The following is a 21,615-nucleotide window of genomic DNA, read 5'->3' on the forward strand; positions in this document are numbered from 1 at the left end:
AATAAGCTTCCATCTGATAAGATTGCCATCCGACAATGCCAGCCCTGACCAACCTGGTCGGGGTTTTTATATGCTCATGTAGGGAAAAGATTGTGAAAACTGAAAGAAAAGAGCTGCGTAATATTGCTATTATCGCCCATGTAGACCATGGGAAGACAACACTTGTGGATGGCCTGCTCAAGCAGGCGCGTGTTTTTCGCGAGAACCAGCTGGTTGCTGAACGTGTAATGGACTCGAATGACCTCGAGCGCGAGCGCGGCATCACCATCCTGGCCAAGAACACCGCCATCGAGATCTGGGATGCGGAAATCAACGGGCAGGTGAAGATTAACATCGTTGATACACCCGGACATGCTGATTTTGGCGGCGAGGTCGAACGCGTGATGAACATGGTTGACGGTGTGCTGCTTTTGGTGGATGCCGCCGAAGGACCCATGCCCCAAACACGCTTCGTGCTCAAGAAGGCCCTTGAGATGGGTCACCGGGCGATTGTGGTGATCAATAAAGTTGACCGCAAGGATGCGGAACCGGAACGTGTGCTCAACCAGACATTCGACCTGTTCATTGAGCTGGGTGCCTCCGATGAACAGGCAGAATTCCCGATCATCTATGCCAATGCCATTACCGCCCAAGCAGGGTTGACACCTACGCTTGGCCCCGATCTACAGCCTCTGTTCCAGGCAATCTTGCGCCATATCCCCGCGCCAATGGTGGATGTGGATGCACCCCTGCAGATGCTGGTGACAACCCTGGGCTACGATGAATACCGCGGCGTGACTGCGGTTGGACGCCTGTTTGCCGGGAAAATAACCCTGGGTCAGCCTTTGGCGCGCATCACCGTGGATGGTCAGGTGCTGCCCGAGCGAGCGCGCTATCTGTATGTCCACCAGGGATTGAAGCGTGTCGAGGTAGAGCAAGCCCTGGCGGGTGAGATTGTTGCCCTGGCAGGGTTAGAAGGCATTGCCATTGGAGAAACCCTGGCCGATCCGGAGAGTCCCGTCTCATTACCCCCCATCAAGGTGGAGGAACCGACTGTGCGGATGACTTTCGGGGTTAACACCTCGCCATTTTCGGGCCGTGAAGGGCGCTGGAACACCTCCCGCCGGCTGCGTGAGCGCCTTTTCGATGAGCTACGTTCCAACGTAGCTTTACGCGTGGCCGAGATGGAGACTGCCGATTCGTTCCTGGTCTCAGGGCGAGGAGAGCTGCACCTGGCCATCCTGATCGAAACCATGCGGCGTGAAGGCTATGAATTCCAGGTTTCACGTCCGGAGGTCATCCTGCGTGAAGGCGAAGATGGTGAGATCCTGGAGCCTTTCGAGGAGGTCTACATCGAGACCAGCCAGGAGACGGTGGGTGTGGTGGTCGAGATGTTGGGTGGTCGGCGCGGGCAGATGCTGGATATGCAGGACACCCTGGAAAACACGGTGCGCTTGAAATACCTGGTGCCCACGCGGGGGCTATTGGGTTTCAGATATCAATTTCTGACCGCCACACGCGGCGCTGGCACCCTGCACACCATTTTTTATGATTACCTGACCATGGTTGGCCCCATGGCAGGGCGTGAAGCTGGCTCGATCATTGCCTGGGAGCCAGGAGAGACCACTACTTATGGATTAAAGAATGCCGAGGAACGCGGCATCCTCTTCTTTGGGCCGGGTGTGCCAGTTTATGAAGGTATGGTGGTGGGTGAGCACCAGCGCCCTGGAGACCTGACGATTAATATATGCAAGAAGAAGCACATGACCAATGTACGGGCTGCACGGGGTGAGATGGAGATCCGCCTCACACCACCCCGCCAGATGAGCCTGGATGAGGCCATCGAATACCTGGCGGATGATGAGCTACTGGAGGTCACACCGCAGAATTACCGTATCCGCAAGCGCATCCTCGATTCGCACGAGCGTGGCCGCCAGACCAAGCTGGCCAAGCTGGAAAGCGTTGAATAATTACCTGAATATAATCAAATGACCAGCGGATTTTACTGGTCATTTTAGTTCCTCTGATTTAAACCTTTAGCCGGTAGACGCGATAGCGCTTATATAGCCTGGCGCCTGCCCGGGCAGCCAACGTAGGGGTATATGGATTATCATCCGAAGTCAAAGAAAGGTCGAACCAGGCGTACCCTTTGGGGAGAGCCCGTTTTGCCATTTCATCGAAGAGTAATACAGCCACACCCGTATCCCAATATTCCGGTAATACCAGCACGCTTTTGATGGCCAGGCATTTAGGCTGTCTGCGCAGGTAGGGCAGCACACGGAGGTAGTCCCATGGATAACGCAGGCCATTGGCATAGATCAAGGTTTCATAGACATTTGGGATCCCGGGGAACCAACCAACAGCTTCACCATTAACTTCTGCAAACAAGACCAGCTCCGGGTCGACGATCTGGCGGAATCCAGCCAGCGAGGCATGTAGCGCTTCGCGCGGCCAGGGAATAAAATCGGGCAGGTGAGCCAGGGCTTTATTCAACAGGCTGTGAATCCGATCGACTTCCTCATCCCAATGGGAAAGGTCGGCAGAACGTATGTTGATTGACCCGCGCCTGCGCAGGCGGTCTGCTAGCCTGGATACCCTGGTGAGCTCTACTGCCCCTGATGCAGGTGTGATCTCATATGCCAGGTTGTCACCGCGGGCGGGTGCGAACTCATAATTTTCGAAATAACCCTGGTAGTAGGCGGGGGTATGACCGCACAGGACGACTGGAGGGCGATCACGCCCCTCAATTAGCACACCGTAGCCATCTTCATAATCGAGGTTGAACGGGCCATACAGCGTATTCAGTCCGTGCTCGGTAGCCCAACACCGGGCGTGGTCGAATAATGCCCTAGCGACCATTTCATCCTCAAGGCACTCGAAAAATCCAATCATGCAATCGGCCAGTCCACGAGCCGCATTGGTCTCACGATCGTCAGCGCAGCAGATCGTGCCTGCAAGCTTACCATCTTTCAGGGCGATGAAAAACTCAGCGATCCCCCTTTTGAAGAAGACGCCGGTCGCAGGGTCGATCGTTTTAAGCCGTTCGCTGAATAAAGGTGGCACCCACAGCGGATCGTGCCGGTAAATCTGCCACGGAAAGGTGGTGAACCGCCGGCGTTCTGCAGCAGTTGAGACTTGCTGGATCTCTATCATGGCTCCGCTTCTTCAGCCGGGTGGGTGAGACGGCGTTCTTCGAGCTCGAGTGCGATTTGCGTATAACGCTCGCGACCAAGTGGATATAAGGCCGCAAACAGGATACCGATACTTAACAGTACAGCCGGGATGGGGCCGACCAGGAAGCGGATGCCATTAACTGCACTGGTCGGTTGCTGGGAACTATTCGGTATATACCCCGTGATATCCAACATCAACAAGGCCAGTGGGATGGCTACCGAAGAAGCTACCTTCTGAGAAAGTGAAATCAGGCTGTAGAACATGCCTTCATAACGCTTCCCCGTATCCAGCTCCCCAAATTCGATCGCATCGGGGATCATAGACCATGGAATGACATGCGCTGCAGAAACGCCGATGCCCGCCAGCACACATAAGCCCAGGATGATGGACAGGGGTGTGAGTGGCGTCAGGTTGATTAGCACCAGCAGAACGCCCGCAAAAAATACCATGCCGATGATGTATGCCAGGCGTTTATTCAGCTTGCGGGATGTCCAGGTCCATAATGGCAGGGCGAATATGCCGACGACGAAAATGGTGCCCATGATCAGGTCACTATTGGCTTCTTGATCTACACCATGCTTTATGAAATAAAGCAGGATGGTCTGCAGGATATCAATCGAAAGCCAGGTGAACAGGAAGATAATTGCGCTGAAGATAAATGGTCGATTCTTCAAGGAGGCTTTCAGGGACTCCAATAAACCTGGTTGTTGCTGGTGCATGAATTCTGGGCGCTCACGCGTGCCGAAAAAGACAACGAACAGTGGAATGGTTGATATGACGGCGAAAGTGATGCCCATGACCAAGACGTTTTGGGCATTTTCAGGGGAGAAACCACCGATAATGGCCAGCGGGATCGTAAAAGCCAGCAAGCTGCCAAAGATAGAGAAAAATGCCCTTACGGAAGTCAGCGAGGTACGCTCGTCATAATCGGAGGTAAGCTCAGGGGTTAAGGCAAAATAGGGCATATAGATCATGGTGGCCGTCGCCTCGTACAGCACATACACGAAGGCGTAATAGACCACCAGGGCAGCATCACTTTGAAGAGGCGGCTTCCACCACATCAATGTGAATACGAGTGCGAAGGGGATTGCCCCAAAAAGCAGGAATGGTCGCCGCCTCCCCCAGCGTGTGCGCGTGTGATCAGAGATGTAACCGAATAAGGGATCATTGACCCAATCCCAGATCTTACCCACGGCGATGGCAATCCCAGCCACACCAGCCCGTACTCCGACCACATCGGTGAGAAATATGGCGAAGTAGGCTGCTACGATGGTGCTTGTCAGACTAAAGCCCAGGTCTCCTGACCCATACATCCACTTACGCCATATCGGCAGATTTTTGGTCATTAACCTTCCCAATAGTACCAGGAACAACTCATTTTACACCGATTTGAATCGCCCATCTCTGGACAACTCGCACCTAACTGGATTCTGTAGCTGGTTAGAAACCAAGATAAAAAACTTGCTGGATTAATAAACACTTCCAGCTCACAAAGTTTCGCCATTACCTGGGAAGGGAAACCACCTCAAACTCTGCATGCTATAATCACGGCATGATTTTGGTCACAGGAGGAACAGGCTTCATCGGCAAGGCGCTTGTCCGGCAGCTCACGGAAGCCGGCTATCCGGTGCGCTTGCTCATCCGCCCATCGAAGCAGTCTCCTGACCTGCCCCGTGGCGTGCCTGTGGAAGTGGCAGTCAGCAACCTGACCGATATTCGCAGTGTCCGCTCGGCCATGATGGACGTGGATATTGTTTACCATCTGGCCGGGGTCGAGTGGCATGGTGCGCATGCCAGCCTGATGAACGTGGACATCCAGGGCACACAAGCCATCAGCCAGGTAGCCGTTGAATCAGGGGTCAAACGTTTCTTCTATATCAGCCACCTGGGTGCTGACCGCGCTTCAGCCTATCCCGTCTTGAAAGCCAAAGCCATTGCTGAGGAAAGCATCCGACGCAGTGGTGTAAATCACACCATCCTGCGTTCTGCATTGGTATACGGATTGAACGATCACTTTACCAGCAGCCTGGCGCGCTTGCTGAATGCCTTACCGTACTTTTTCTTTGTCCCTGAAGAAGGGAACACACTGCTGCAACCGATCTGGGTGGAAGACCTGGTGACTTGCCTGGTGTGGGCGTTGGATAACGAGCTTACCATCAACCAGACCTATTCCATCGGCGGGCCAGAATACCTGACCTTCAACCATATCCTTCAAACGATCATGCAGACGATCGATGTTCGACGCAGGGTGGTACGCATGTTTCCGCCTTACTTGCGGGCCATGACCGTAGTGTTTGAATCGATGTTTCCCGGGCTGCCGGTGTCAGTATACTGGCTGGATTACCTGGCCACCAACCGTACATGTAACCTGGATAGCTTATCCCGCACGTTCAATATCCTTCCGGCACGCTTCGATCACACATTGGACCATTTGAAATTTACCAACTGGCGGGTCTCGTTATGGAGCAGGCTGTTCCGCAAGCGTAGACGCTAAGAGGACCATGAAAACACCTTTGACGATCAAGGTCATTGAATATATGGATGAAATGCACCGGGTTGAGGAGCTCCAACGCCAGGTGTGGCAGGAACCGGATATGGATATCGTTCCGGCTCACTTGTTGAACTCAGCTGTTCACAATGGCGGTCTGGTGCTGGGTGCATATGCAGAGGAGATCCTGGTGGGTTTCGTATTCGGTTTTGCGGGTTTCTACAGCACACCGGATGGCCCTCGCTTGAAGCATTACTCGAGCATGCTGGGAGTACGCGGAGAATGGCAGGGCCAGGGAATTGGTTTTGCGCTCAAGCGCGCCCAATGGCAGATGGTCCGGCATCAGGGCATCGATCGCATTACCTGGACTTACGACCCACTGCTCAGCCGGAACGCCTGGCTGAACATCACCCGCCTGGGAGCGGTGTGCAACACCTACCATCGCGATTTCTATGGCGAGATGCATGACACGCTCAATCAGGGACTGCCCACAGATCGCTTCGATGTGGATTGGTGGGTGAACTCACACCGCGTCAACCGCAGGCTCAGCCGGCGGAGGCGGAACGACCTCACCCTGACGCATTACCTGGCAGGAGGCTCCCAAATGGTAAATCCGGCAGAAATGGATGAGCGTGGGGTACCCCATCCCTCAAGCTTTACAGGACTGCCGCCTGGGAAGGAACAATCTATTCTACTGGTGGAAATCCCGGCTGATTTCCAGGCAGTTAAGTCTGCCGACATTCACCTGGCTATGAAATGGCGCCTGCACACCCGTAACCTGTTTGAAGATCTATTCAGAGTTGGATACCTGGTGACAGATTTTGTCCAGTCCACCAACCTTCCGGTACGTAGTTATTACGTTTTGATCCATGGAGAAAGCACCTTATGAAAATCACCCGCATCAACCTGTACCACCTGCGAATGCCATTAAAAAGTGCCTTCGAGACTTCTTTTGGACGCATCCATACCCGTGACTGTGTGCTGGTAGAAGCTTTTGCTGACGGTTTGATCGGATATGGTGAGTGTGCAGCAGACCTGGACCCGGGCTACTCCTATGAGACAGTTGGCACAGCCTGGCATATCCTGAAGGACTTTATCATCCCAGCTGTGCTTGATAAAGATATCACTGAGCCAGAGTCCCTGCAGCAGCTGATGGCTTTCGTGCGTGGGCACCTGATGGCCAAGGCTGGGCTGGAGATGTCCTTGTGGGACCTGATGGGTAAAGCCCAGGATATACCCCTGGTCAGGATGCTGGGCGGGGTACGCCAGAAAGTGGAAGTGGGTGTCTCGGTCGGATTGCAAGAATCTCCCGAGCGGCTGATCCAGGTGGCACAAGGCTATCTTGAGCAGGGCTACCAGCGGATAAAGATAAAAATCAAACCGGGGAGGGATGTAGGGGATGCCAGGGCCTTACGCAGCGCCTTCCCTGACCTACGCCTGCAGGTGGATGCCAACTCAGCCTATACGCTGGAGAGTGCGGATGCCCTCCTTCCGCTGGATGAGCTCGATTTGCTGCTTATCGAGCAGCCATTGTCAGAGGATGATTTATGGGACCATCATTGGCTGCAGGCGAAGTTCAAAACCCCGATCTGCCTGGATGAGAGCATCACTTCGCCCCGCCTTGCCAGGCAAGCGCTTGAGATGAAAGCCTGCCGGGTGGTGAACATCAAGGCAGGCAGGGTGGGGGGTCTCAGCCAGGCTGTGGAAATTCATAATCTGTGCCACAGCCAGCACATCCCTGTCTGGTGTGGCGGAATGCTTGAGACCGGAGTCGGCAGGGCATCCAACCTGGCCCTGGCCAGCTTACCCGGCTTCACCTTGCCTGGCGATATCTCCGCTACCGACCGGTATTACGACGAAGATATTACCTATGAGCGCTACAAATTAAACTCTGACAGCACCATCGATGTGCCAGATGCACCTGGCTTGGGGGTGAGCATCAACCTGGCTGCATTGCAACGGGCAACGCTTGCCAAGCTCAACCTCCCCTAACGATCCTAATGTTGTATGGATAAAGCCCCGCTCAACGCGGGGTTTTTTGTTGATGGAAATTGAGTGCTAAAAAAGTTGCATTATTTTTAACTCTATTCTATACTTTTTTACATATGAAGGAGGCAGGCAATGCGGACGTATGATATTACCCTCACGATATCTCCTCAATCGATTGTCTGGCCGGGAGATGCCCCGGTCAGCATCAAACGTACCAGCAGCATTGCTTCGGGGGATAATGCCAATGTCTCAGAAGTAACCATGAGTTGCCATACCGGTACCCATGTGGACGCACCGGACCACTTTTTGAACAACGGAATAACCGTAGAAGACCTGTCGCTTGAACTTTTGGTCGGCAGAGCGTACGTCTTGCACCTGCCTGATGTGGATATGATCACCGCTTCGATTTTGATGGACGCAGAGATACCACCTCGCACCAGAAGATTGCTCTTCAAAACCCGTAATTCGGAACTGTGGACGAACGGGAATTCAGAATTTAAAACGGATTATGTGGGTCTCAGCGTAGACGCGGCTGAGCTGCTGGTGGATCGCAACGTCAGGCTGGTAGGAATCGATTACCTGTCGATAGCGCCATACAAAATGGGAACGCCCGTGCATAAAATCCTGCTGGATGCCGGGGTGGTAGTGATCGAGGGACTTGACCTGTCGATAGTATCGCAAGGGAGATATACCCTGCACTGCCTGCCACTCAAGCTGGGGGGTGTGGATGGAGCTCCTGCCCGGTGTATCCTGGTGGGTGTCTGAGGATAAATAGCAATAAAGCGCAAGAGACACAAAGTAAACGAAGTAACAAGGGATTTCTGGGGGTAAAAATAGTTTTTGCTCTGTGAGTCTGAAAACCGGCAATCGTTGATTGGATTGGTAATCTTCATAAAACTGTCAAATTAGCCATGCTTATGCCCTTGAATTTCAGGGAGATTTGGAATATAGTAATTCCGTGTGAAGGTATGAAGGATGAGGGTTCAGAGAATTCGTGCATTGTTAATCACCCTGGGTCTCTTGCTGGTTGCGGTAAGCTGCAAGGGAAGTGCTTCAGCCCCTCAAGCACAAGGAGGAAATGATATGGCGATCACCATCACGAGCACGGCATTTTCAGAGGGTGAAAAGATACCTGGCTTGTATACCTGTGATGACCAAAACGTATCCCCGCCACTGGCATGGACGGGGGTGCCCACCAACACCGTCAGCCTGGCGCTGATCATGGATGACCCCGACGCGCCTTCTGGCACATGGGTACACTGGGTGCTATTTAACCTGCCTTCCAGTTTGACCGGGCTGGACCAGGGGAAGAACGGTGGCGGAACCGAAGGGCAGAATGATTTTAGAGAGATTGGCTACGGCGGTCCATGCCCACCGCGGGGCTCAAACCACAGGTATTTATTTAAGCTGTATGCTCTGGATACTAGTTTAGATTTAAAACCTGGCGCCAGCAAGGCTCAACTGGAAGATTCCATGAAGGGGCACATCCTGGCTCAGGGCCAGCTGATGGGTCGATACGGTAGGTAACAGGGGCGAGTCTCAAAATCCATCCTGGCTTTGATCGCAAGAGCGTGTATCGTCAGAAGTAACCGGCACTAGTCAATTTGACAGTCACTCTTTGAAATAAGCTTAGATATCGGTATGAAGGCCGATGCCTGGGGCGTTGATCGAAGCGCCGCCATCAATGGCGATAACCTGTCCGCGGATCATGCCAGCCTCCGGCGAGCAGAGGAACACCACCAGGTTGGCGATATCCTGGGGGGTGACCAGGCGACCTGCCGGGGTGATGGCGCTGGTTTTCTCAGCCAGGTGCACATCACTACGTACCATCTCGAAGTGCTGTAAAGCGTCGGTGAGCACCATCCCCGGGGAGATGGCGTTGACCACGATGTTCTTGGGAGATAACTCGACCGCCAGGTAACGGGTGATGGCCTCAATGGCGGCCTTGCTCGCCCCAACCACCACGTAGTCTGGCAGCACCCGGGTGGCACCGGGGCTGGAGATGGCGACGATGGCGCCTCCACCACGTTTTTCCATGAGTGGAGTGGCATGCTGCGCAGCGAAGAGCAGGGACCGGGCATTAATGTTCATCGTCCAATCCCAACCCCTGGGTTTTTGCTGCAGCGCGGGGCGGTTATAACCGGAAGCGGCGTTGTGGACAAAATAATCCAATCCACCAAATTCCTGTTCCACCGCCTCGAAAAGTCTATCAATCTGGTCCAGCTCACCCAAGTTGGCCTTCACCAGCAAAGCCTTGCGGCCAAGCTCACGGATTTTCGCAGCAGTTACTTCAGCTGGTTGGCGGTTGCGAAAGTAATTCACCACCACATCCGCTCCCAGGGAAGCGAAGTGTAGGGCGATCACAGCTCCAATCCCCCGCCCCGATCCGCTGACCAGGGCAACCTTATTGGTGAACATATCCGTTCTCAGGCTTGAGATGGCGGTAATGCGAGCGCAGTTCGATCACCCTTAATGCAGCTTCAATTTTAACATTCGCGTCCATTTTGCTCTCCCCCTGCCGGCGTTCCTCGAAGTAAATGGGGATTTCCTTGATGCGCATACCCAGCTTCTCAGCCAGGTAACACATCTCCACCTGGAAGATATAACCGGTTGATCGGATGCGTTCCAGCCCGATACGCTGCAAGGCCTCTGCTTTCCAGCACTTGAAGCCGGCTGTGGAATCCTTGGTCCTTGTGTGTAATATGAGGCGCACCCACACCGAGTTTGCCCACCAGCTCAGCAGGCGACGATACCAGGGCCAGCTCACATCCAAACGCCCGCCCTTGGTGTAGCGCGAACCTACCACTACGTCATAATCGGGGATAGATGCTAGCATCTGGGGCACGAACTCAGGGGGATGTGAAAAATCAGCGTCCATATGGAGCACGTAACGGTAACCTTGCTGCAACGCCCATTGAAAGCCCTGGATATACGCCGTGCCCAGGCCGAGCTTGCCCTTGCGGTGCATCACATGAAAACGCTCAGGATATTCTGTTACTAGCCTATCGGCCAACTGCCCGGTACCATCTGGCGAATCGTCATCGACGTCGAGTATCTCCAGGTCGTCGATCTTCAAATCAAACAGGGCTTTACTGATCTCGGCGATGTTCTCGACTTCGTTATACGTGGGGATAACAACCAGGGTTCCAGGCATAGGGATATTTTACAACCTTTTTGCCTTCTGCCAGTAGGCTTCCATTTCGTCCAAGGTCAGGTCACTGATCGACTTGCCCTCTTTTTTGGCTGATTTTTCGATGTAAGCAAAACGCGTGCGGAAACGTGTGTTGGTTTCGCGCAGGGCAGATTCGGCATCGATCTCGTAGTGGCGTGCCAGGTTGACCACCGAGAATAGCAGGTCTCCCAGCTCATCTGCGCGTGATGCCAGGTTATCTGCAGCCAGCAGCTCGTGGCACTCTTCGCTTATTTTATCCACGACACCGCGCTCATCTGGCCAGTCAAACCCCACCCGAGCAGCCCGGCGCTGGATTTCTTCAGCTTGTGCCAGGGCTGGCAAAGCGATCTCAACCCCATCCAACAGTCCTTTCTGGCTAATCCCATTCTCTAATTCAGCTTCAGCCCGCTCAGCAGCTTTTAGCTTCTCCCATTTCTGAAGCACGTGCTCCACTCCCTGCACTTGCCAGTCTCCGAAGACATGCGGGTGGCGGCGGATGATCTTATCGTAGATGCCTTTGATCACCTGGGCGATATTAAATTCGCCATACTCGTTGGCAATCTGGGCATGCAGGGTGATTTGCAGTAACAGGTCACCAAACTCCTCGCGCATATGGCCGGGGTCATTGGCATCCAATGCAGCCAGTGTTTCGTAGGTTTCCTCAAGCAGGTTGGTACGCAAGGTCTGATGATCTTGTTCCCGATCCCATGGGCAGCCATCGGGAGCCCGCAAGTGGGCGATGATCTCCTGGAAGGCTTCGAATGAAGTTCCCTTTTCGAGGGGAGGCAGATATAAAGAGGTGAGCAGGCCAGTCGTGCCACTTTGATCGATGGCATGCAGGGGCAGGTCTTCCACCAGCTCTTGGATTGTGCCCGCTTTATGTACCAACCTGACGGGGTGATCATCCGGATAGGTTTCCATCAGAGTCAGCTTGACATCGCTCGCCACCTGGCGGGAGTAAATCTGGGCGATCAAAGCTGGTGCGTCAGGCGGGAAAGGAGGTACGTGGGCAGTAGCCAGCTCGATGGCATCGATGATTGATAGCTTGGGCAGGGGGTCTACTCCCAATGCGGTCAAAGTCGGCTCAATAAAGCTCAGCCCTTCGATGACCTGAACCGGGAGACCTTCCAAACGGGCACGTCGGGCGATCTCTGGGCAGGTGGCTTCGGCAACAAATGGGTGACCGGGTACTGCGTAGACCACGCCTTGCTGATGTCTGCCGAGTTCCAGGACCTGCTCGATGATATGCGCATAGACATCATTAAAGGTGGGCAGGCTATCGTAGAGATCGTCGAAGGTATGTACGGTGAGGGAAGCAGGAAAGCCTGCCACGGTCGGGTGCTGGCTTGTGCGCAGGTATACGTCAGAAGAATTTTCCAAGACCTGCCAGGCCTGGCGGGTAAGCAGCGAAGCATCACCAGGGCCGAGACCAAGAAGCGTAATCATGGGTGCCATAGGACCTCGATCAATCATTGCTAACCAGATAAGCGGTCGAATTAAAAGCGTAATGCGTAAAACGGAAGCCTGTCAGCCACGTTTTTACGCATTACTGGGGATAACAAAGGATTAACGCTTGGTGTAGGTAGGTGCCTTGCGAGCGCGCTTGAGGCCGGGTTTCTTGCGCTCTTTAACACGTGCGTCGCGGGTTAGAAAGCCACCTTTTCTCAGGGTAGGGCGGGCATCGGGCTTCATGAGCAGCAAGGCTCGGGCCAGGCCCATCATGACCGCATCCGTCTGACCAGTGGTCCCACCGCCGTTTACGGTTGCGGTAATATCCAGGGCATTACGGACTTCACCAACAGCCGCCAGGGGAGCGACGATTGTCTCCACATCGCCGGTGCGACCGAAGTAATCTTCCAGTGTCTTTTGATTGACGGTGAATATGCCAGTGCCACTGGAAACGCGAACACGGGCAGTGCTTTCTTTGCGACGACCAATTCCTTCATAATACTGAGCTGTCATACTCACTCCTTTTTACAAATGCCCTACACCAGCGGCTTTGGGTTCTGGGAGGCATGCGGGTGTTCAGGACCTGCATAAACCTTCATCTTCTTGATCAACGACCGGCCAAATTTGTTGTGCGGTAGCATTCCCCATACCGCATTACGGATGACGCGATCGGGATGCCTGGTCAGCTGAGTGCGGAGGTTGATGCTCTTGATCCCACTGGGATAGCCACTATGATGGTAGTACATCTTGTCTTCCATCTTATTCCCGGTGACCATGATTTGCTCCGCATTGATCACCACAACAAAATCACCCGTTTCAACACCTGGTGTGAAGTTGGGCTTATTCTTGCCAAGCAGGAGGCTGGCAATCTGGGTGGCGAGACGCCCGAGATATTGATCCTTGGCGTCAACCAGGATCCACTCGTTGGTTATTTCATTCTTTTTTGGGACGTATGTTTTTTGCACGTCATCCTTCTCCAATATTTTGCCAGAAGCTTAGTTTGATGAACTCCTGGTCACTATTTTTATTTACTTATCCTCACTCACCCTCAGGCACTCTGCTTCGTAATGGACTTCCGCCAGGATCAGTCCCTGGGCAGGAGCCAGTCCATGCACCATGCGCTGGCCAGGTTTCTGGGGCTGACCATCACCGAGCTCTGGATGGGCATTGCTCTTGAGAGCATGTTCCAAATCAGTGATGCTCAGTCTGCCCTGGGCGATACTCACCTGCATGAAGACGATGCGCCGTACCATGTGGTACAAGAAAGCCTGGGCGGCGATATCGAAAACCAGGTAAGGTGCTTCTTCCTTCCAGTTCGCTTCATAGACCAACCGTACTGTGCTGCCTCCGGCTTGGGGCGGGGTGCCGAAAGCACCATAATCGTGAGTGCCAATGAGCGATTGGGCGGTTTCATTCAACCGGCTGATCTCAATTGCTGGCCAAATTCGCCAGGCATAGGGCTCAAGCAGCGGCTGGCGTACAGGTTCGATGTAAAGACGGTAGTTGTACCGCCGCCAGCTGGCATCGTGGCGGGGATGGAAACTCCGCCTGACTGCCCGGATTTCCCTGGCAACCACATCTGCTGGCAGATGAGCGTTCAACGCCGTCTGCAGTTCCTGTGAACCATGCTCCCAATCCAGATCGAAGGCGATCACCTGACCCGTAGCATGCACGCCAGTATCGGTACGCCCGGCTGCCAGGATCGATTTCCCCTGCCAGTTGAGCTTACGCAGGGCATTTTCAACCGCTGCCTGCACGCTTTGTGCGTGTGCCTGCCGCTGAAAGCCCTTGTAATGAGAGCCGTCGTAAGCGAGGATAACTTGGTAACGTTCCATGGATGGCTGACAGAGATCTGTCGTGAGGTGGTGTTCCCACCCGCCTCACTGCCATTGGTTTAAGGATCTATTCTTCGATTAGCTCGATTAGCACCATCTCTGCATTATCACCCAGGCGCGGACCCAGCTTATGAATGCGGGTATATCCGCCCAGGCGATCAGCATAACGGGGTGCAATATCATCAAAAAGCTTGGTGACTGCCTTCGGGTTGCTCAGCCTGGAAGCTGCCAACCGGCGGGCGTGCACCATCTTGGCATCGCCTTCCATGATGCCGTGTTTGGCCAGGGTGATCAGGCGTTCTGTTTGTCCACGCACTGCCAGGGCTTTAGCCTGGGTAGTTTCAATTCGCTCGTGTTCAAGGAGTTGCGCGATCAGGGTGCGGCGAAGTGCAGCGCGTACATCCTTCTTGCGGCCTAATTTTATTCCTGCTACTCGGTGTCGCATATCCAATTACTCCGCTTCGTCTTGAGGTTGATCTCGGAGATAGCCCTTCTCACGCATCTTCAAGCGCAATTCGTCGAGGCTTTTCTCACCAAAGTTCCGGATTGACATGACCGCTTCTTCACCCTTGTCGAGCAGTTCCAAGACTTCACCAACGGTGGTGATCCCGGTGCGCTTGAGGGAGTTGAATACCCGCACCGAGAGATCAAGGTTCTCGATTGGGGTTTCAATCATCTCACTAGTGAGATGATCCTCTTCGCTTGCTTCTTCCGTCAGGGAGGCCAGGGTTTCCTCACTTATTCCTGCCAGATGACGCAGGTGATCAATGAGGATCTTAGCTGAAGTGCTCAGGGCATGTTCCGGAGTGATGGTGCCATCAGTCCAGATCTCCAGGATTAATCTATCGTAATTCGTGCTTTGCCCAACACGGGCAGAGCTAACTTCCCAATTCACCCGCCGGATAGGGCTGTAGATGGCATCCACCGGCAGCTCACCAATGGGCAGGCGGCCCGTTCGATCGTCAGCAGGGGAATAGCCCCGGCCGCGTTCCACGGTCATATCAATTTCTAGGTTGGCTTTCGGGTCATCAACCGTGAACAGGTACAGCTCAGGGTTGACGACTTCGACATCCGGATTGGGCGATATATCTGCTGCGGTTACCGTGCCATCTCCCTGGACTGCCAGGTGGAGATGGGCGGAATCGACATCCAGTAAACGCATGCGCATTTGCTTGATCTGCAGCATCACGCGGATCACGTCCTCGCGTACACCCGGGATCTCGCTGAACTCGTGCTGTACGTCAGCGATGCGGATGGATGTCACTGCTACACCGTCCAAGGAGGACAGCAAGACACGCCGCAGGGCATTGCCCAGGGTGATGCCATAGCCATGTTCCAATGGACTGATGACGAACTTGCCGTAGTTGCGAGCTTCAGCTTCACGCTCGATCTTCGGCGTTACCATGTTACTTAGTCCTAACACAGTTCACCTCTTCCCCCGCGCCGGGATTATCTTGAGTAATACTCAACGATGAGTTGCTCGCCAAGGTTGGCATCGATTTCCGAACGCTCAGGCATGCGGACCACAGTGCCGGCCAGATCTTTGAGATCACGGCTCAGCCAGTTGGGTACATTGCGGTCCTCTGCCAGGTCTGCCAGCTCTTTGAAGTAGGTTCTCCTGCGTGAGCTGGGGCGGACGGAAACAACATCACCGATGGCAACGGTCATGGATGGGACGTCTGTACGCCGTCCATTGACAATGAAGTGTCCATGGGTCACCAGGAGACGGGCTTTCGCACGACTATCTGCGTATCCGAGGCGGTAAATTACATTATCCAACCGGCTCTCAAGGATCTGCAGCATGGTCAGACCGGTCAAGCCACGTCGTTTTAGCGCTGCAGCGTGGTAGCGGCGGAACTGGCGTTCCAGAACACCATACACGCGGCGGGCTTTTTGTTTGGCACGCAGCTGGCGTGCATAATCTGATTCTCGCTTACGGCGAAACTGGGCGCTCTTGCCGTGCAAACCGGGTGGATATCCACGCCGCTCGAACGAACATTTCGGTGTGTAGCACCGGGCACCCTTGAGGAACAGTTTTTCACCTTCTCGCCGGCACAATTTGCATACTGGCCCACGATACTTTGCCATAAATTCTTACCTCTTCCTTATGATTAATTCTAATTAAACACGGCGCTTTTTCGGAGGCCGGCATCCATTATGTGGTACAGGGGTCACATCGGTGATCGAAGTAACCTTCATGCCTGAAGTCTGTACGGCACGAATGGCATTCTCGCGACCAGGTCCAGGACCTTTGACGTAAATTTCCACTTCCTGCATCCCCAGAGCCTGGGCATTTTTCATCGCTACTTCAGCAGCCACACGGGCTGCATATGGGGTGCTCTTGCGAGAGCCCTTGAAGCCCGAGGCACCTGCAGAAGCGCTGGTGACTGCATTGCCTGATGTGTCGGTGATCGTGACGATCGTATTATTGAAAGTCGCCAGAATATGCACCTGTCCGGCTGACAGGAGACGCTTGGTCTTGCGGGTGGATTTTCGGCGTCCAGTTGATGAAGTTTGAGCCATATTACCTCGCTATTACCTTCTATTATTTCTTTGTTGCGCCACGCCGTCGACCGCGCCCGGCAACAGTCTTCTTAGGACCCTTGCGTGTGCGTGAGTTGGTACGGGTGCGCTGGCCTCGAACCGGCAGATTGCGCCGGTGGCGGAGACCACGGTAACTGCCAATCTCGATTAAGCGTTTGATGTTCATTTGAAGGCTCCGGCGAAGGTCACCTTCAACCTTATAGTTCTGGCCGATAAAATCGCGCAGAAGGCCAACTTCCGCATCGGTCAAATCTTTAACCCGGGTATCCGGATTCACACCGGTAGCCGTGAGGATATCTTGAGCGTGGGAATCCCCAATGCCAAAGATGTAAGTCAAGCCGACTTCAACCCGTTTATTACGTGGTAGATCAACACCTTCGATTCTTGCCATAAGTCCTATCCTTGTCGTTGCTTATGTTTGGGATTATCGCAAATGATATACAGGCGACCTTTGCGTTTAACGACCTTGCACTTAGAGCAACGTTTTCTAATTGACGAAGAAACTTTCATAAATAGTACTCCTAACGATTGCCAAGTAGTTCCGTGAAGCCAAAGCGTTGATTATACCTGACCATGCACATAGCGTCCAGTACCAGTTACGGCAAGGTCAGTATGAGAGGCTCTCCATCCGTAATTGCAACGGAGTGCTCCCAATGAGCGGTGAGGGTGCCATCGGCGGAGACGACCGTCCATTGATCTGCCAGGACGCGCGTCTGGGAGGTGCCGACCAGTACCATCGGTTCGAGGGCGATGGTCATGCCTTGGCGGAGCAGCTGGCCTCGTCCAGGGGTACCGTAATTAGGCACCTGGGGGCCTTCATGCATCTGCCTGCCAACGCCATGACCGGTATATTCTCGAGTGACGTAAAAACCTGCCTTTTCCACAAATTCCTGGATGGCGGCTGAGACATCACCAACCCGGTTATCAGCCCGCATTTTGCGAATACCTACATAGAGAGCCTGCTCCGTAACTTCGATCAGCCGTTGGGCTACGGGGGAAAGCTCGCCAACACCAACGGTGATGGCTGAATCTCCCACAAAACCCTCGAAGGTTGAGCCGCAATCTATGGAGATGATATCGCCCGCTTGCAACTTGCGCTTGCCAGGTATGCCATGGACCAGCTGTTCATTGATACTGGCACAGATTGACGCCGGGTAGGGGTACGGGCCTTGATATCCCTTGAAGGTAGGGATAGCTCCATGCTTCCGGATCACTTCTTCCGCGGCTGCATCCAGCTCTGCGGTCGTGACCCCTGGACGGATCAACTGGCGAACAGCTTCCAAAGCCCGTGCATTGATGCGACCTGCTTCACGCAGCGCAGCGATTTCCTGGGGGCTTTTAATCACAATGTTACGTTCCCAACTCATTACGTTAATTTCCTTCTAACGCCACGAGCAAGTCTTTGGATACCTGCTCAATTGGTTTCTTACCATCTATTTCAACAAGCACACCGTGCTTTTGATAATAGTCAATTAATGGCTGAGTCTGTTCGAGATAGACGCGAATGCGACGTTTCACGGTATCAGATTTATCATCTTCGCGTTGATACAACTCAGAACCATCGAAATCACATATCCCAGCCTGTTTTGGGGGATTGTGTTTTTCATGAAATACATGTCCAACCTGACGGCACGTCCAGCGGCCTGTCAGACGCTCAATCAACACATCTTCAGGCACGCAGATGTATGGTACATGCTCAACCTGCCCACCGATTTCAACCAACATGGCTGCCAGAGCATCGGCCTGGATAGGTGTGCGTGGAAAGCCATCCAACAGAGCTCCATTGGAGCAATCGGGGCGTGATAAGCGTTCCTTGATCATGGCAATCGTCACGTCATCAGGCACAAGCTCGCCTTTGTTAATGTACACAGCAGCCATTTTTCCCAGCTCGGTCTGGTTCTTTAAGTTTTCCCTGAAGATATCTCCCGAAGAGATGTGCGGTAGGTTCAACCGGGCTGAAATCGCTTCAGCTTGTGTACCTTTCCCCGCACCAGGGGGACCGAGAAGGACAATGTACCTGGACATGCTGCCTGCTTACCTCACCAGCAACGAGTCATCATAGCCGTGCAGCTTGAGGTCCGCATCGATGTTGAAGAACACATCGCGTACCACACCAACCACGATCAGCAGACCGGATGAGGAAGTGAGCAGCAAACCGGTGTTCTTACCCCATGGCACGACCAGGCCAACCAACCAGGGAAGTACGGCGATCACTCCCAGGAACACAGCACCGGGCAGGGTGATGCGACGCAGCACACGCGTCAGGTACTTCTGGGTAGGGGCGCCACGTGCCACACCGGGGATCTGGGCTCCGACTTTCTTCAGGTTTTCTCCGTAGTTCTGCTGGGCAAACAGCACGTCTGTATAGAAGAAGGAGAAGAATACCACCATGAAGAAGTACATGATCCAATAGCCATTGCCAGTGCCACCGAACAGATTAACGATACTGTTGGCGAAACTAGCAATCGTCGTATTTTTGGAAGCGGTAAAGAAACTGGCGATGATGGACGGGAAAGTCAATAACGACTGGGCGAAGATGATGGGGATCATTCCGGCCATATTGACCATCAGGGGTAATGTGCCTTTCACCGGCATGGACATGCGAGCACCCATCCGGCGCCCAGGATACATGACCGGCACATTACGCCGACCTTGCTGGACGACCACGATGGCAAAGATGGTGATGGCGCTCAAAACCAGCATGAAGAACAGGCCGATCCAACGCGTGGTTTGATCAGCGTAGATGCCCTGGATCGTCGCCGGAATACGGGCAACGATGCCTGCAAAGATGATCAGCGAGAGTCCCTGGTTTCGTAGACCAAACTCAGAGATCAGCTCTCCCAGCCAGATGGCAAACATGGTTCCAGCGGTCATACTGACCACGATCGTCAGCGATGGTAGCAAATTGCTGAACCCGAAATTGGCGATCACTGGGGATAGACCAATCTGGACGGCAGAGTTATTGAATATGTTCACCTGACCGATGGCTTGCAAGGCTGCCATAGGTACCGCCAGATAGTATGTCCATCGCTCCTGCCACTTCTGGCCTTCGCGTGGGTCTTCCTCCATACGCTTCTGCCAGGAAGGGATGATGGGAGTGAGTAGCTGCAGGATAATTTGGGCGGTGATATACGGATAGACACCCATAGCCAGGACCGAGAAGCGGGAGACTGTACCGCCAGACAACAAGTCCAGGATATTAATCAAGTTCCCTGCTGCGCCACCAGAAGCCAGGATCTGGGCCATCACATCTTTATTGGCGCCAGGGACAGGCACGTGGCAGGCTAAACGATAGATAGCCAACAGCAAGAGAGTGATTAACAGCTTCCTACGGATATCATGTGCTGACCATAGATAACGCCAGGCAGACCGCTTCATCTCATAAGCTCCTTATCATCAACCTTACGATTTAATGATCTCTACGCTACCACCAGCAGCTTCAACCTTCGCCTTTGCACCGGCAGTGATGCGGTGAACATTGAATTTCAAAGCCGTTTTGATCTCACCACGGCCCATGATGACAACCGGATTGGCAGGGTTGCGTAAAAGCTGAGCTTCAGCAAGCGAGCCAGGATTTATTTCAGTTCCAGCTGGGAATTTAACCAGCTGATCCAGGTTGATTTCGTTGTACTCAGTCTGGTTGACTGGGGTGAAACCTTCGCCACGTTTGAACGGCAGGCGGCGGTAAAAAGGCAGGTTGCCACCCTGGTTGTACAGGCGTACCGGTTTTCCAGCGCGTGCGCCTTGGCCCTTGGTACCCCGTCCAGCAGTCTTCCCACGGCGTCCAGATGTGCCGCGTCCAACGCGGATGCCTTTCTTTTTTGACCCATCCTGAGGTTTTAGATCATGTAGTTTCATTTATACTTCCTCCACCACGACCAAATGGGCAACCTTGTACAGCATACCTCTGAGGGTAGGTGTATCAACGTGTTCCACGGTCTGGTGTAAATGCTTGAACCCCAAAGCCTTTACTGCGGCTTTATGTTCTTTGGAATACCCAATCGCGCTGTGGACTAATGTGACTCGGACGATTTTTTCCTTGGGAGCTTTCTTTTCAGGCATTTTTCCTCCGATCCCAGAAGGGTGTCACATCCTTGATGTCTTTTCCACGGCGGGCAGCTTCTTCTTTGGGAGATTTCAACGAATCCAAGGCTTGCATGGTGGCGTAAACCACATTCAACAGGTTGCTGCTCCGCAGACTTTTGGTCAGGATATCATGGACACCCGCGGCTTCAAGGACGGCACGCACACCACCAGCGGCGATTACACCTGTTCCCGGGGAAGCCGGCTTGAGCAGCACTTCGGCACCGCTCACCCGCCCGAGCACCTCGTGTGGAATGGTCCTGCCAAAAAGCCAGACTTTGTGCATATTGCGATGGGCCTTCTCGGAGGCTTTACGCATCGCATCTGGGACGGTATTGGCTTTACCTACACCGATCCCCACGCTGCCATTGTTATCTCCAACGACCACAGTGACCCGGAAAGAGAAACGGCGCCCACCCTGGACGACTTTGGCCACACGCCCGATCTCGATCACGCGCTCGTCGTATTCTTGTAGTTCGTATTCTGCAGTTGGATAGTCTGTCATACTTTTCTCCATATGCGAAGGGATTAGAACTTCAGGCCGCCCTCGCGCGCACCTTCTGCCAATGCTTTGACACGCCCGATGTACTTGTAACCACCCCGATCGAATGCAACGACCTGGATGCCCTTATTGACGGCGCGTTCAGCCAATGTTTTACCAACCAGGCGTGCCTTTTCGGCTTGCTTCAGCCCCTTCACCTGTTCGCGTAGCGCTGGATCAATCGTGGAGGCAGACGCCAGGGTGTTCCCCGCCACGTCATCGATGACCTGGGCATAGATGCCGCTCAGGCTGCGAAATACACTCAAGCGCGGTCGTTCGGGGGTGCCGATTACCGACTGGCGTACGCGTGTATGGCGGCGGTTGCGTGCTGCAGAACGTGTTTTTTGATTGCTTGCCATAA

The 21,615-nt window shown here is 53.8% G+C and carries 27 protein-coding genes; 6 read left to right on the forward strand and 21 right to left on the reverse strand.

Going from position 1 to position 21,615, the window contains the following annotated elements; all coding sequences use genetic code 11:
* The first annotated feature begins 35 nt into the window (after positions 1-35).
* Positions 36-1,949 carry a translational GTPase TypA gene (typA, locus tag C3F13_12405; GenBank protein PWB52071.1) on the forward strand — a complete coding sequence of 638 codons (1,914 nt, stop codon included), beginning with the start codon at positions 36-38 and terminating at the stop codon, positions 1,947-1,949.
* Positions 1,950-2,007: 58 nt separating this feature from the next.
* Here the strand turns inward: typA and C3F13_12410 are convergent, their stop codons facing one another.
* On the reverse strand, positions 2,008-3,132 hold the full coding sequence (locus tag C3F13_12410; GenBank protein ID PWB52072.1) for a hypothetical protein: 1,125 nt from the start codon (positions 3,130-3,132) through the stop codon (positions 2,008-2,010).
* Positions 3,129-4,499 carry an MFS transporter gene (locus C3F13_12415; protein PWB52073.1) on the reverse strand — a complete coding sequence of 457 codons (1,371 nt, stop codon included), beginning with the start codon at positions 4,497-4,499 and terminating at the stop codon, positions 3,129-3,131. Before C3F13_12415 ends, C3F13_12410 begins: the two co-directional genes overlap by 4 nt.
* A 206-nt stretch (positions 4,500-4,705) precedes the next feature.
* Between C3F13_12415 and C3F13_12420 the strand changes: the two genes are divergently transcribed.
* The 5 genes from C3F13_12420 to C3F13_12440 all read left to right on the forward strand — a co-directional run bounded on the left by C3F13_12420 (position 4,706) and on the right by C3F13_12440 (position 9,157).
* Positions 4,706-5,647, forward strand: coding sequence for a hypothetical protein (locus C3F13_12420; protein ID PWB52074.1), 942 nt, complete (start codon positions 4,706-4,708; stop codon positions 5,645-5,647).
* 7 nt (positions 5,648-5,654) lie between these two features.
* Positions 5,655-6,530 (forward strand): GNAT family N-acetyltransferase, encoded by an 876-nt coding sequence (locus C3F13_12425; protein ID PWB52075.1) that lies wholly within the window; start codon positions 5,655-5,657, stop codon positions 6,528-6,530.
* Positions 6,527-7,633 (forward strand): o-succinylbenzoate synthase, encoded by a 1,107-nt coding sequence (gene menC / locus C3F13_12430; protein ID PWB52076.1) that lies wholly within the window; start codon positions 6,527-6,529, stop codon positions 7,631-7,633. The genes C3F13_12425 and menC overlap by 4 nt, the downstream gene beginning before the upstream one ends.
* A gap of 129 nt (positions 7,634-7,762) precedes the next feature.
* Positions 7,763-8,395 carry a cyclase gene (locus C3F13_12435; protein ID PWB52077.1) on the forward strand — a complete coding sequence of 211 codons (633 nt, stop codon included), beginning with the start codon at positions 7,763-7,765 and terminating at the stop codon, positions 8,393-8,395.
* 318 nt (positions 8,396-8,713) lie between these two features.
* A complete protein-coding gene (locus C3F13_12440) occupies positions 8,714-9,157 on the forward strand; it encodes a YbhB/YbcL family Raf kinase inhibitor-like protein (protein ID PWB52078.1) in 444 nt (147 codons plus the stop codon).
* A gap of 102 nt (positions 9,158-9,259) precedes the next feature.
* On the opposite strand, the gene C3F13_12445 is transcribed toward C3F13_12440, so the two are convergent.
* From C3F13_12445 to C3F13_12535, 19 genes are all read right to left on the reverse strand, one after another.
* Positions 9,260-10,048, reverse strand: coding sequence for an enoyl-[acyl-carrier-protein] reductase FabL (locus C3F13_12445; protein PWB52079.1), 789 nt, complete (start codon positions 10,046-10,048; stop codon positions 9,260-9,262).
* Positions 10,035-10,784 (reverse strand): polyprenol monophosphomannose synthase, encoded by a 750-nt coding sequence (locus C3F13_12450; protein ID PWB52080.1) that lies wholly within the window; start codon positions 10,782-10,784, stop codon positions 10,035-10,037. Before C3F13_12450 ends, C3F13_12445 begins: the two co-directional genes overlap by 14 nt.
* Positions 10,785-10,793: 9 nt before the next feature.
* Positions 10,794-12,275: a nucleoside triphosphate pyrophosphohydrolase gene (locus C3F13_12455; protein PWB52081.1), complete on the reverse strand. Its 1,482-nt coding sequence runs from the start codon at positions 12,273-12,275 to the stop codon at positions 10,794-10,796.
* Between the two features lie 93 nt (positions 12,276-12,368).
* Positions 12,369-12,764 (reverse strand): 30S ribosomal protein S9, encoded by a 396-nt coding sequence (locus C3F13_12460; protein PWB52082.1) that lies wholly within the window; start codon positions 12,762-12,764, stop codon positions 12,369-12,371.
* A gap of 23 nt (positions 12,765-12,787) precedes the next feature.
* A complete protein-coding gene (locus C3F13_12465) occupies positions 12,788-13,216 on the reverse strand; it encodes a 50S ribosomal protein L13 (protein PWB52083.1) in 429 nt (142 codons plus the stop codon).
* 63 nt (positions 13,217-13,279) lie between these two features.
* The gene (gene truA, locus C3F13_12470; protein PWB52084.1) at positions 13,280-14,086 is read right to left on the reverse strand and encodes a tRNA pseudouridine(38-40) synthase TruA; all 807 of its coding nucleotides are present in this window, start codon (positions 14,084-14,086) and stop codon (positions 13,280-13,282) included.
* A 67-nt stretch (positions 14,087-14,153) separates the two neighbouring features.
* On the reverse strand, positions 14,154-14,531 hold the full coding sequence (locus C3F13_12475; protein PWB52085.1) for a 50S ribosomal protein L17: 378 nt from the start codon (positions 14,529-14,531) through the stop codon (positions 14,154-14,156).
* A gap of 6 nt (positions 14,532-14,537) precedes the next feature.
* Complete coding sequence (locus C3F13_12480; protein PWB52086.1) at positions 14,538-15,509, reverse strand: DNA-directed RNA polymerase subunit alpha; 972 nt, start codon at positions 15,507-15,509, stop codon at positions 14,538-14,540.
* Between the two features lie 26 nt (positions 15,510-15,535).
* Positions 15,536-16,174 carry a 30S ribosomal protein S4 gene (locus C3F13_12485; GenBank protein ID PWB52087.1) on the reverse strand — a complete coding sequence of 213 codons (639 nt, stop codon included), beginning with the start codon at positions 16,172-16,174 and terminating at the stop codon, positions 15,536-15,538.
* A 33-nt stretch (positions 16,175-16,207) separates the two neighbouring features.
* Positions 16,208-16,609, reverse strand: coding sequence for a 30S ribosomal protein S11 (locus C3F13_12490; GenBank protein PWB52088.1), 402 nt, complete (start codon positions 16,607-16,609; stop codon positions 16,208-16,210).
* A gap of 22 nt (positions 16,610-16,631) precedes the next feature.
* Positions 16,632-17,021 (reverse strand): 30S ribosomal protein S13, encoded by a 390-nt coding sequence (locus C3F13_12495; protein PWB52089.1) that lies wholly within the window; start codon positions 17,019-17,021, stop codon positions 16,632-16,634.
* 5 nt (positions 17,022-17,026) lie between these two features.
* A complete protein-coding gene (locus C3F13_12500) occupies positions 17,027-17,140 on the reverse strand; it encodes a 50S ribosomal protein L36 (GenBank protein ID PWB52090.1) in 114 nt (37 codons plus the stop codon).
* Between the two features lie 86 nt (positions 17,141-17,226).
* Positions 17,227-17,997: a type I methionyl aminopeptidase gene (gene map / locus C3F13_12505; protein ID PWB52091.1), complete on the reverse strand. Its 771-nt coding sequence runs from the start codon at positions 17,995-17,997 to the stop codon at positions 17,227-17,229.
* A gap of 4 nt (positions 17,998-18,001) precedes the next feature.
* Positions 18,002-18,655 carry an adenylate kinase gene (locus C3F13_12510; GenBank protein PWB52092.1) on the reverse strand — a complete coding sequence of 218 codons (654 nt, stop codon included), beginning with the start codon at positions 18,653-18,655 and terminating at the stop codon, positions 18,002-18,004.
* 9 nt (positions 18,656-18,664) lie between these two features.
* Entirely contained in the window at positions 18,665-20,008 is a 1,344-nt protein-coding gene (secY, locus tag C3F13_12515; protein ID PWB52093.1) for a preprotein translocase subunit SecY, read from the reverse strand.
* A 24-nt stretch (positions 20,009-20,032) separates the two neighbouring features.
* Positions 20,033-20,488, reverse strand: coding sequence for a 50S ribosomal protein L15 (locus C3F13_12520; GenBank protein ID PWB52094.1), 456 nt, complete (start codon positions 20,486-20,488; stop codon positions 20,033-20,035).
* Entirely contained in the window at positions 20,489-20,692 is a 204-nt protein-coding gene (locus C3F13_12525) for a 50S ribosomal protein L30 (protein PWB52095.1), read from the reverse strand. It lies immediately after the preceding gene.
* Positions 20,685-21,218: a 30S ribosomal protein S5 gene (locus tag C3F13_12530; protein PWB52096.1), complete on the reverse strand. Its 534-nt coding sequence runs from the start codon at positions 21,216-21,218 to the stop codon at positions 20,685-20,687. The genes C3F13_12525 and C3F13_12530 overlap by 8 nt, the downstream gene beginning before the upstream one ends.
* 23 nt (positions 21,219-21,241) lie before the next feature.
* Positions 21,242-21,613, reverse strand: a complete 372-nt coding sequence (locus tag C3F13_12535) for a 50S ribosomal protein L18 (GenBank protein PWB52097.1) — start codon at positions 21,611-21,613, stop codon at positions 21,242-21,244.
* Between the last annotated feature and the right edge of the window lie 2 nt (positions 21,614-21,615).

The sequence above is a fragment of the Anaerolineales bacterium genome, from assembly GCA_003105035.1.
Classification (GTDB): Bacteria; Chloroflexota; Anaerolineae; order Anaerolineales; family UBA4823; genus FEB-25.

What these genes read in the sequence shown, in the direction of transcription:
- C3F13_12440 (PWB52078.1), top strand. Translation starts at nt 8,714, where the DNA reads ATGGCGATCACCATCACGAGCACGGCATTTTCAGAGGGTGAAAAGATA.
- C3F13_12425 (PWB52075.1), top strand. Translation starts at nt 5,655, where the DNA reads ATGAAAACACCTTTGACGATCAAGGTCATTGAATATATGGATGAAATG.
- C3F13_12475 (PWB52085.1), bottom strand. Translation starts at nt 14,531, where the DNA reads ATGCGACACCGAGTAGCAGGAATAAAATTAGGCCGCAAGAAGGATGTA.
- typA (PWB52071.1), top strand. Translation starts at nt 36, where the DNA reads ATGCCAGCCCTGACCAACCTGGTCGGGGTTTTTATATGCTCATGTAGG.
- C3F13_12450 (PWB52080.1), bottom strand. Translation starts at nt 10,784, where the DNA reads ATGCCTGGAACCCTGGTTGTTATCCCCACGTATAACGAAGTCGAGAAC.
- C3F13_12530 (PWB52096.1), bottom strand. Translation starts at nt 21,218, where the DNA reads ATGACAGACTATCCAACTGCAGAATACGAACTACAAGAATACGACGAG.
- C3F13_12455 (PWB52081.1), bottom strand. Translation starts at nt 12,275, where the DNA reads ATGATTGATCGAGGTCCTATGGCACCCATGATTACGCTTCTTGGTCTC.
- C3F13_12420 (PWB52074.1), top strand. Translation starts at nt 4,706, where the DNA reads ATGATTTTGGTCACAGGAGGAACAGGCTTCATCGGCAAGGCGCTTGTC.
- C3F13_12490 (PWB52088.1), bottom strand. Translation starts at nt 16,609, where the DNA reads ATGGCTCAAACTTCATCAACTGGACGCCGAAAATCCACCCGCAAGACC.
- menC (PWB52076.1), top strand. Translation starts at nt 6,527, where the DNA reads ATGAAAATCACCCGCATCAACCTGTACCACCTGCGAATGCCATTAAAA.
- C3F13_12535 (PWB52097.1), bottom strand. Translation starts at nt 21,613, where the DNA reads ATGGCAAGCAATCAAAAAACACGTTCTGCAGCACGCAACCGCCGCCAT.
- C3F13_12525 (PWB52095.1), bottom strand. Translation starts at nt 20,692, where the DNA reads ATGCCTGAAAAGAAAGCTCCCAAGGAAAAAATCGTCCGAGTCACATTA.
- C3F13_12435 (PWB52077.1), top strand. Translation starts at nt 7,763, where the DNA reads ATGCGGACGTATGATATTACCCTCACGATATCTCCTCAATCGATTGTC.
- C3F13_12415 (PWB52073.1), bottom strand. Translation starts at nt 4,499, where the DNA reads ATGACCAAAAATCTGCCGATATGGCGTAAGTGGATGTATGGGTCAGGA.
- C3F13_12500 (PWB52090.1), bottom strand. Translation starts at nt 17,140, where the DNA reads ATGAAAGTTTCTTCGTCAATTAGAAAACGTTGCTCTAAGTGCAAGGTC.
- C3F13_12520 (PWB52094.1), bottom strand. Translation starts at nt 20,488, where the DNA reads ATGAAACTACATGATCTAAAACCTCAGGATGGGTCAAAAAAGAAAGGC.
- C3F13_12445 (PWB52079.1), bottom strand. Translation starts at nt 10,048, where the DNA reads ATGTTCACCAATAAGGTTGCCCTGGTCAGCGGATCGGGGCGGGGGATT.
- C3F13_12460 (PWB52082.1), bottom strand. Translation starts at nt 12,764, where the DNA reads ATGACAGCTCAGTATTATGAAGGAATTGGTCGTCGCAAAGAAAGCACT.
- C3F13_12410 (PWB52072.1), bottom strand. Translation starts at nt 3,132, where the DNA reads ATGATAGAGATCCAGCAAGTCTCAACTGCTGCAGAACGCCGGCGGTTC.
- map (PWB52091.1), bottom strand. Translation starts at nt 17,997, where the DNA reads ATGAGTTGGGAACGTAACATTGTGATTAAAAGCCCCCAGGAAATCGCT.
- C3F13_12485 (PWB52087.1), bottom strand. Translation starts at nt 16,174, where the DNA reads ATGGCAAAGTATCGTGGGCCAGTATGCAAATTGTGCCGGCGAGAAGGT.
- truA (PWB52084.1), bottom strand. Translation starts at nt 14,086, where the DNA reads ATGGAACGTTACCAAGTTATCCTCGCTTACGACGGCTCTCATTACAAG.
- C3F13_12510 (PWB52092.1), bottom strand. Translation starts at nt 18,655, where the DNA reads ATGTCCAGGTACATTGTCCTTCTCGGTCCCCCTGGTGCGGGGAAAGGT.
- C3F13_12495 (PWB52089.1), bottom strand. Translation starts at nt 17,021, where the DNA reads ATGGCAAGAATCGAAGGTGTTGATCTACCACGTAATAAACGGGTTGAA.
- secY (PWB52093.1), bottom strand. Translation starts at nt 20,008, where the DNA reads ATGAAGCGGTCTGCCTGGCGTTATCTATGGTCAGCACATGATATCCGT.